The organism is Pseudomonas sp. PS01299 (genome assembly GCF_029960145.1).
Lineage (GTDB): Bacteria > Pseudomonadota > Gammaproteobacteria > Pseudomonadales > Pseudomonadaceae > Aquipseudomonas > Aquipseudomonas putida_A.
In genome coordinates this window covers 1-7,772 of record NZ_JASCPO010000253.1, presented here as the reverse complement: position 1 = coordinate 7,772, position 7,772 = coordinate 1, and the positions used below count along the sequence as shown (strand labels likewise).

The following is a 7,772-nucleotide window of genomic DNA, read 5'->3' as shown; positions in this document are numbered from 1 at the left end:
AGCCCGCTCCCACATTTTGAGCAGCATTCCAAATGTAGAAATTGGAATGCCAACCCCTTGTGGGAGCGGGCTTGCTCGCGAAAGGGCCGGTCCAGGCACTGCAGAAACTCAGGCCTGGCCCGGCACATTCGGCCAAAGATCCGCCACCAGAAACAACCGCTCCGCCTCTTCCCATTCGCCCTGCGCATTCTCGGTCAGGCGCACCAGCAGTTGCGCCGGGGCCATCGGTTCCAGGTCGTCCAGCCACATCTGCAGATGTTCAGCACTCCAGGTCTGATCCGCCGGGTAGTGTGCCGGCGCCAGCCACGCATGGCGGGGCAGGGGTTGCCAGCGCCCGGCCGGACGTTGAGCGACGAACGCCGGCCAATCCTTCTGATGCAGCCAACTGCCACGCAGGTGCTGCGGATGCGCGCCTTTCGGTGGTTCGGCCTGACCGGGCCACGGGTACAGCAGATATCCGCCCAGCCACAGCTGCGCACTGAACACTTCGATGTCCAGCTTGGCCAGCGCCTCGCGGCTTTCCGGGCGCGCCGAGATCGGCAGTTGATGTTCGGCCAGATGCGCCAGTTTGCGGTCGAGCCGATCGTGACAGCCCGGCCCCAGCCACTGCGCCGGATCGTGGCCGTTGCCCTCCTGCGGGCCGAGGTAGAGCTTGATCGCCAGTTCCAGGTGATGCACGCCGTCGCGGTCGCGCAGCAGCATGTCCAGCTCGCCGAGGGTGTGGCCTTCGCGGCGGATTGGCAAGTTGGCGGCAATCAGTTCGATGCCCGGCGCATGCTCCACGGCAAACTGCCACAACCGTTCGTAATAAAGGCCCAGCCGCCGGGTACGCGCCTGCGACAGCCAGTGCAGCAAGCCATAACTGTCACGATCAAGTTGCCGCAGCCAGTGCTCCAGGCGCTGCGGATCACTGACCCAGTCGCTGCCGGCCAGCGGATGGCGCTGCGGCCACGGCGTCGCGGCCAGCATCGGCGGGGCGAGAATCACCCACGCCAGATCACGCACTTCGGGATGGCGTAATTGGTGTGGCAACTGAAGCAGGTCGGGAAACAGGATCATCTTGCGAGCATAGCCTGAAACACGCGCGCACCCTTGAGGCTGAAAGGATTTTGTCTATCGCGGGCTTTCGCCCATAATCGGGTTTTTCGCGTTTTCGATTGTCCGCAGAGGTCCCATGGAGCAATTTCGTAATATCGGCATCATCGGTCGCCTGGGCAGTTCCCAGGTGCTGGATACCGTCCGCCGACTGAAACGCTTTCTGCTCGATCGTCACCTGCACGTGATTCTCGAAGACACCATCGCCGAAGTCCTGCCGGGCCATGGCCTGCAAACCTCGTCACGCAAGATGCTCGGCGAAGTCTGCGACATGGTCATCGTCGTCGGCGGTGACGGCAGCCTGCTCGGCGCCGCTCGCGCGTTGGCCAAGCACAATATTCCAGTGCTGGGGATCAACCGTGGCAGCCTCGGTTTTCTCACCGACATTCGCCCCGATGAGCTGGAAGTCGAAGTGGCCAAGGTGCTCGACGGCCATTATCTGGTGGAAAACCGCTTCCTGCTGCAAGCCGAGGTGCGCCGGCATGCCGAGGCCATTGGCCAGGGCGATGCGTTGAACGACGTGGTGCTGCACCCGGGCAAATCGACGCGGATGATCGAGTTCGAGCTGTACATCGACGGCCAGTTCGTCTGCAGCCAGAAGGCCGACGGCCTGATCGTCGCCACGCCGACCGGTTCCACCGCGTACGCGCTGTCCGCCGGTGGCCCGATCATGCATCCCAAGCTCGATGCCATTGTGATCGTGCCGATGTACCCCCATATGTTGTCGAGCCGGCCAATTGTGGTCGATGGCAACAGTGAGCTGAAAATCGTCGTGTCGAAAAACATGCAGATTTACCCGCAAGTCTCCTGCGACGGGCAGAACCACTTCACCTGCGCGCCGGGCGACACCATCACCGTGAGCAAGAAAGCCCAGAAGCTGCGGCTGATTCATCCGCTCGACCACAACTACTACGAAGTCTGCCGGACCAAGCTCGGCTGGGGCAGCAAGTTGGGTGGTGGAGGCGACTGATGCTCGATCCCGCGCGCAGTTATGACTTGATTGGTGACGTGCACGGATGCGCCCTGACCCTCGAACACTTGCTTGACCGTCTCGGTTATCACAAGCAGGGCGGGGTCTGGCGGCATCCATCGCGCATGGCCGTGTTCGTCGGCGACATCATCGACCGTGGCCCGCGAATCCGCGAGGCACTGCACATCGTCCACGACATGGTCGAGGCCGGGCAGGCGCTGTGCATCATGGGCAACCACGAATTCAACGCACTGGGCTGGAGCACGCCGGCGCTGCCGGGCAGCGGCAAGCAGTTCGTCCGTGAGCACACGCCGCGGCACGCGCGCCTGCTGCACGAAACCCTGACCCAGTTCGAAGACCATCCGGGCGACTGGCATGACTTCCTCAACTGGTTCTACGAGCTGCCGCTGGTGGTTGATGCCGGGCGCTTCCGTGTGGTGCACGCCTGTTGGGATGCCAGCCTGATCGAACCGTTACGCGGGCTGTTTCCCGATGCGCGCATCGACGAGCATTTTCTCCAGGCCTCGGCCGTGCCCGGCAGTTTCGCCTGCACCGTGTTCGACCGCTTGCTGCGCGGCACCGACATGCGCCTGCCGGATGGCTTGACCATGACCAGCGGCGACGGTCTGGTGCGCTCGTTCTTCCGCACCAAATTCTGGGAAGACGACCCGAAAACCTACGGCGACATCGTCTTCCAGCCGGATGCATTGCCGGAGCCGGTGGCGCAGAAGCCGCTGACCTCCAGCGAAAAAAACAATCTGCTGCGCTACGGCATTGACGAGCCGTTGCTGTTCGTCGGCCACTACTGGCGCAGCGGCAAACCGGCGCCGATCCGCCCGAACCTCGCTTGTCTCGATTACAGCGCGGTGCTCTACGGCAAACTGGTGGCCTATCGTCTGGATCAGGAAACACGTCTGGATCCGCATAAATTTGTCTGGGTCGATGTCGAGCGGCCGGAGGTGCTGCAATGAGTGCGGTAGCGGTATTGCGTCTGCCGTTGGCGGTGGATCTGAGCGGTTTCGTCAAGCTGCTGCAACGGATGCAGGTGCCGCATCGAGTCAGCGAAGAGGCGGGCGAGCAGGTGCTGTGGGCACCTTCGGAAATCAGCGCAGACGTACGCTCGCTGTACGAGCGCTTCCCGGCCGGCGACCCTGATCAGCAACTGGACATCCCGCTGGCGCCGACTTTCAAGCGTCCGAGCTTCGCCGAGCAACTCAAACACGCCAAGGCCACCGGGTTGATCCTGCTGCTGAGCCTGCTGGTCGGTGGCCTGACCTATCTGGGTGACAACCTCGACACCATTCGCTGGCTGACCTTCCTCGACTTCCGCGTGGTCGGCGAGTACATCCAGTTCACGCCGCTGGCCGACAGCCTGGCGGCGGGGCAGTGGTGGCGCCTGTTCACGCCGATGCTGCTGCACTTCGGCATCCTGCACCTGGCCATGAACGGCATGTGGTACTGGGAGCTGGGGCGGCGCATCGAGTCACGTCAGGGCAGCATCAACCTGCTCGGACTGACCCTGCTGTTCAGCCTGGTGTCGAACTACGCGCAGTTTGCCTGGAGCGGCCCGAGCCTGTTTGGCGGCTTGTCCGGCGTGCTCTACGGTTTGCTCGGCCATTGCTGGATTTTCCAGTTGCTGGCGCCGAACCCGGCGTATCGCCTGCCGCGAGGCGTGCTGGTGATGATGCTGGTGTGGCTGGTGATTTGCATGTCCGGACTGGTCTCGATGATCGGTTTCGGCCAGATCGCCAACGCCGCGCACGTCAGCGGGTTACTCATCGGATGCTTCACCGGTTTGTTGGGCGGTTTGTATAACCGCCGTAAACTGGCCGCCTGAAATTTTAAGTGAATAAAGAGCACGGAGACCCTGATGTCCTCTTTTAACGACATGATCAAGAACATCACCCCGGACATCTACGAGAGCCTGAAACTGGCCGTGGAAATCGGCAAGTGGTCCGACGGCGGCAAACTCACCGCCGAACAGCGCGAGCTGTCGCTGCAGGCGATGATCGCCTGGGAAATCCAGAACCTGCCTGAAGACCAGCGCACCGGTTACATGGGCCCGCAGGAATGTGCGTCGAAGTCGATCGAAGTACCGAACATCCTGTTCAAGTCGGATGCCATCCATTGATCGAGATTGGCCGCGGTGCAATCAGCAAAATGTCGGCGCGCCTGGACGGGCCGAATGTGCAATACGCGTTTCGTCTGGATGACGTCGAGGTCCCGGTCAACCCCATGATCGGCACCACGGTGCGTCTGGAGTACCTGGGGGCGATTCATTGCACCCATTGCGGGCGCAAGACCAAAACCAGTTTCAGTCAGGGTTACTGCTACCCGTGCATGACCAAACTGGCGCAGTGCGATCTGTGCATCATGAGCCCGGAGCGTTGTCACTTCGAGGCCGGTACCTGCCGGGAGCCTGAGTGGGGGCAGAAGTTCTGCATGACTGATCATGTGGTGTATCTGGCCAACTCGTCGGGGATCAAGGTCGGTATCACCCGCGCCACGCAGTTGCCGACCCGTTGGCTGGATCAGGGCGCGAGTCAGGCGCTGCCGATCATGCGCGTATCGACGCGCCAGCAGTCGGGCTTCGTCGAAGACCTGTTCCGCAGCCAGGTGGCCGACAAGACCAACTGGCGCGCCTTGCTCAAGGGCGATGCGGCGGCGGTGGATCTGGCCCAGGTGCGCGACCAGCTGTTTGAAAGCTGCGCCGAGGGCTTGCAAGGCCTGCAACAGCGATTCGGCCTACAGGCAATTCAGACGATTGCCGATGTAGAACCTCTCGAAATCCGCTATCCGGTCGAGCAATACCCGGCCAAAATCGTCAGCTTCAACCTGGACAAGAACCCGATTGCCGAAGGCACGCTGCTGGGAATCAAGGGTCAGTACCTGATTTTTGACACCGGCGTGATCAACATTCGTAAATACACGGCCTATCAGCTCGCCGTGCATCAATAAGGATTCCAGCATGCGCACCGAACAACCGAAGATGATTTACCTGAAGGACTATCAGGCCCCCGAGTACCTGATCGACGAGACGCACCTGACCTTCGAGCTGTTCGAGGACCACAGCCTGGTCCACGCGCAACTGGTGATGCGCCGCAACCCGGAGCGTGGCCCGGGCCTGCCGCCGCTGGTGCTCGACGGCCAGCAGCTGGAGCTGCTGTCGGTAACCCTGGCCGACCAGGAACTGAGCGCCGGCGATTATCAGCTGAGCGAAAATACCCTGACCCTGCAGCCGGCCAGCGCCAGCTTCACGGTCGACACCAGCGTCAGGATCCACCCGGAAACCAACACCGCGCTGGAAGGCCTGTACAAGTCCGGCACGATGTTCTGTACCCAGTGCGAGGCCGAAGGCTTCCGCAAGATCACCTATTACCTCGACCGCCCGGACGTGATGAGCAAGTTCACCACCACGGTGGTCGCCGAGCAGCACAGCTATCCGGTGCTGCTGTCCAACGGCAACCCGATTGCCTCCGGCCCGGGCGAAGACGGCCGACACTGGGCGACCTGGGAAGACCCGTTCATGAAACCGGCGTACCTGTTCGCGCTGGTGGCCGGTGATTTGTGGTGTGTCGAAGACACCTTCACCACCATGACCAATCGCAATGTTGCACTGCGCATTTACGTCGAGCCGGAAAACATCGACAAGTGCCAGCACGCGATGAACAGCCTGAAGAAGTCGATGCGCTGGGACGAGGAGGTCTACGGTCGCGAGTACGATCTGGACATCTTCATGATCGTTGCCGTCAACGACTTCAACATGGGCGCGATGGAGAACAAGGGCCTCAACATCTTCAACTCCAGCGCCGTGCTGGCCCGCGCCGAAACCGCCACCGACGCCGCGCACCAGCGGGTCGAGGCGATCGTCGCCCACGAATACTTCCACAACTGGTCGGGCAACCGCGTGACCTGCCGCGACTGGTTTCAGCTGCCGCTCAAGGAAGGCTTCACCGTGTTCCGCGACGCCGGTTTCTCCTCGGACATGAACTCGGCCACGGTCAAGCGCATCCAGGACGTGGCGTACCTGCGTACCCACCAGTTCGCCGAAGATGCCGGCCCGATGGCCCACGCGGTGCGCCCGGACAGCTTCATCGAGATTTCCAACTTCTACACCCTGACCGTGTACGAGAAAGGCTCGGAAGTGGTCGGCATGATTCACACCCTGCTGGGCGCCGAAGGCTTCCGCAAGGGCAGTGACCTGTACTTCGAACGCCATGATGGCCAGGCCGTGACCTGCGACGACTTCGTCAAGGCCATGGAAGATGCCAACGGTGTCGACCTGACCCAGTTCAAACGCTGGTACAGCCAGGCCGGGACGCCGCGTCTGGCGGTCAGCGAGTCCTACGACGCTGCGGCGAAAACCTACAGCCTGACCTTCCGCCAGAGCTGCCCGGAAACCCCGGACAAAGTGGAAAAACTGCCGTTCGTGATCCCGGTCGAACTCGGTCTGCTCGACAGCAAAGGCAACGAGATTGCCCTGCGTCTGGCCGGTGAAGCGTCGGCGCAAGGCACCACCCGCGTGATCTCGGTGACCGAGGCTGAGCAGACCTTCACCTTCGCCGACATCGCTGAACAGCCGCTGCCGTCGTTGCTGCGTGGTTTCTCGGCACCGGTGAAACTGAGCTTCCCGTACAACCGTGACCAGTTGATGTTCCTGATGCAGCACGACAGCGACGGCTTCAACCGCTGGGATGCCGGTCAGCAACTGTCGGTGCAGGTCCTGCAGGAGCTGATCGCCCAGCAGCAGAAGGGCGAGAGCCTGGTGCTCGATCCGCGTCTGATCTCGGCGCTGAAAACCGTGCTGTCCGATGAGTCGCTGGATCAGGCCATGGTCGCCGAAATGCTTTCGCTGCCGAGCGAAGCGTATCTGACCGAAATCAGCGAAGTGGCGGATGTCGAGGCGATCCACACCGCTCGCGAGTTTGCCCGCAAGCAACTGGCGGACAATCTGTTCGAAGCGCTGTGGCTGCGTTATCAGGCCAACCGCGATTTGTCGAAGCAGACGCCGTATGTGGCCGAGGCCGAGCACTTTGCCCGTCGTGCGCTGCAGAACATTGCGCTGTCGTACCTGATGCTCAGCGGCAAGCCGCAAGTGCTGGCCGCTACGCAAGAACAGTTCGAAAACAGCGACAACATGACCGAGCGCCTCACCGCGCTGGCGGTACTGGTCAACTCGCCGTTCGAAGAACAGAAGGCCAAAGCGCTGGCGACTTTCGCCGAGCACTTCAAGGACAACCCGCTGGTCATGGATCAGTGGTTCAGCGTGCAGGCCGGCAGCACACTGCCGGGCGGTCTGGCGCGGGTCAAGGCGTTGATGCAGCACCCGGCGTTCAACATCAAGAACCCGAACAAGGTGCGTGCGCTGGTCGGTGCGTTTGCCGGGCAGAACCTGATCAACTTCCACGCCGCCGACGGTTCGGGCTACCGCTTCCTCGCGGATCTGGTGATCGAACTGAACGGCTTCAACCCGCAGATCGCTTCGCGGCAATTGGCGCCACTGACTCGCTGGCGTAAATACGACAGCGCCCGTCAGGCGTTGATGAAGGCTGAGCTGGAGCGGATTCTGGCTTCCGGTCAGCTGTCCAGCGACGTATATGAAGTGGTGAGCAAAAGCCTGGCGTAACGCATAACGAAATGTGGGAGCGGGCTTGCTCGCGAACGCGGTGTGTCAGACACGGAGATGTCGACTGGTATACCGCATTCG

7 protein-coding genes are annotated in these 7,772 nt (G+C 61.9%); 6 read left to right on the top strand and 1 reads right to left on the bottom strand.

What is annotated here, in order from left to right:
• Positions 1-108: 108 nt before the first annotated feature.
• Entirely contained in the window at positions 109-1,059 is a 951-nt protein-coding gene (locus tag QMX91_RS26795) for a DUF1853 family protein (RefSeq protein ID WP_282413631.1), read from the bottom strand.
• Between the two features lie 115 nt (positions 1,060-1,174).
• Between QMX91_RS26795 and QMX91_RS26790 the strand changes: the two genes are divergently transcribed.
• Genes QMX91_RS26790 through pepN form a run of 6 tightly spaced genes read left to right on the top strand, consistent with a single transcriptional unit; the run spans position 1,175 to position 7,691 of the window.
• Positions 1,175-2,065 (top strand): NAD(+) kinase, encoded by an 891-nt coding sequence (locus QMX91_RS26790; protein WP_003224174.1) that lies wholly within the window; start codon positions 1,175-1,177, stop codon positions 2,063-2,065.
• Positions 2,065-3,036 carry a metallophosphoesterase gene (locus QMX91_RS26785; RefSeq protein WP_027613139.1) on the top strand — a complete coding sequence of 324 codons (972 nt, stop codon included), beginning with the start codon at positions 2,065-2,067 and terminating at the stop codon, positions 3,034-3,036. Before QMX91_RS26790 ends, QMX91_RS26785 begins: the two co-directional genes overlap by 1 nt.
• Positions 3,033-3,902: a rhomboid family intramembrane serine protease gene (locus QMX91_RS26780; protein ID WP_098968288.1), complete on the top strand. Its 870-nt coding sequence runs from the start codon at positions 3,033-3,035 to the stop codon at positions 3,900-3,902. Before QMX91_RS26785 ends, QMX91_RS26780 begins: the two co-directional genes overlap by 4 nt.
• Positions 3,903-3,935: 33 nt before the next feature.
• A complete protein-coding gene (locus QMX91_RS26775) occupies positions 3,936-4,196 on the top strand; it encodes a DUF1315 family protein (RefSeq protein WP_003224178.1) in 261 nt (86 codons plus the stop codon).
• Entirely contained in the window at positions 4,193-5,023 is an 831-nt protein-coding gene (locus tag QMX91_RS26770; RefSeq protein WP_027613137.1) for a DUF2797 domain-containing protein, read from the top strand. The genes QMX91_RS26775 and QMX91_RS26770 overlap by 4 nt, the downstream gene beginning before the upstream one ends.
• Positions 5,024-5,033: 10 nt before the next feature.
• Positions 5,034-7,691, top strand: coding sequence for an aminopeptidase N (gene pepN / locus QMX91_RS26765; RefSeq protein ID WP_282413630.1), 2,658 nt, complete (start codon positions 5,034-5,036; stop codon positions 7,689-7,691).
• The last annotated feature ends 81 nt before the right edge of the window (positions 7,692-7,772 follow it).

Coding starts and splice junctions, on each gene's coding strand:
- QMX91_RS26795 (WP_282413631.1), bottom strand. CDS start 1,059: ATGATCCTGTTTCCCGACCTGCTTCAGTTGCCACACCAATTACGCCAT.
- QMX91_RS26790 (WP_003224174.1), top strand. CDS start 1,175: ATGGAGCAATTTCGTAATATCGGCATCATCGGTCGCCTGGGCAGTTCC.
- QMX91_RS26785 (WP_027613139.1), top strand. CDS start 2,065: ATGCTCGATCCCGCGCGCAGTTATGACTTGATTGGTGACGTGCACGGA.
- QMX91_RS26780 (WP_098968288.1), top strand. CDS start 3,033: ATGAGTGCGGTAGCGGTATTGCGTCTGCCGTTGGCGGTGGATCTGAGC.
- QMX91_RS26775 (WP_003224178.1), top strand. CDS start 3,936: ATGTCCTCTTTTAACGACATGATCAAGAACATCACCCCGGACATCTAC.
- pepN (WP_282413630.1), top strand. CDS start 5,034: ATGCGCACCGAACAACCGAAGATGATTTACCTGAAGGACTATCAGGCC.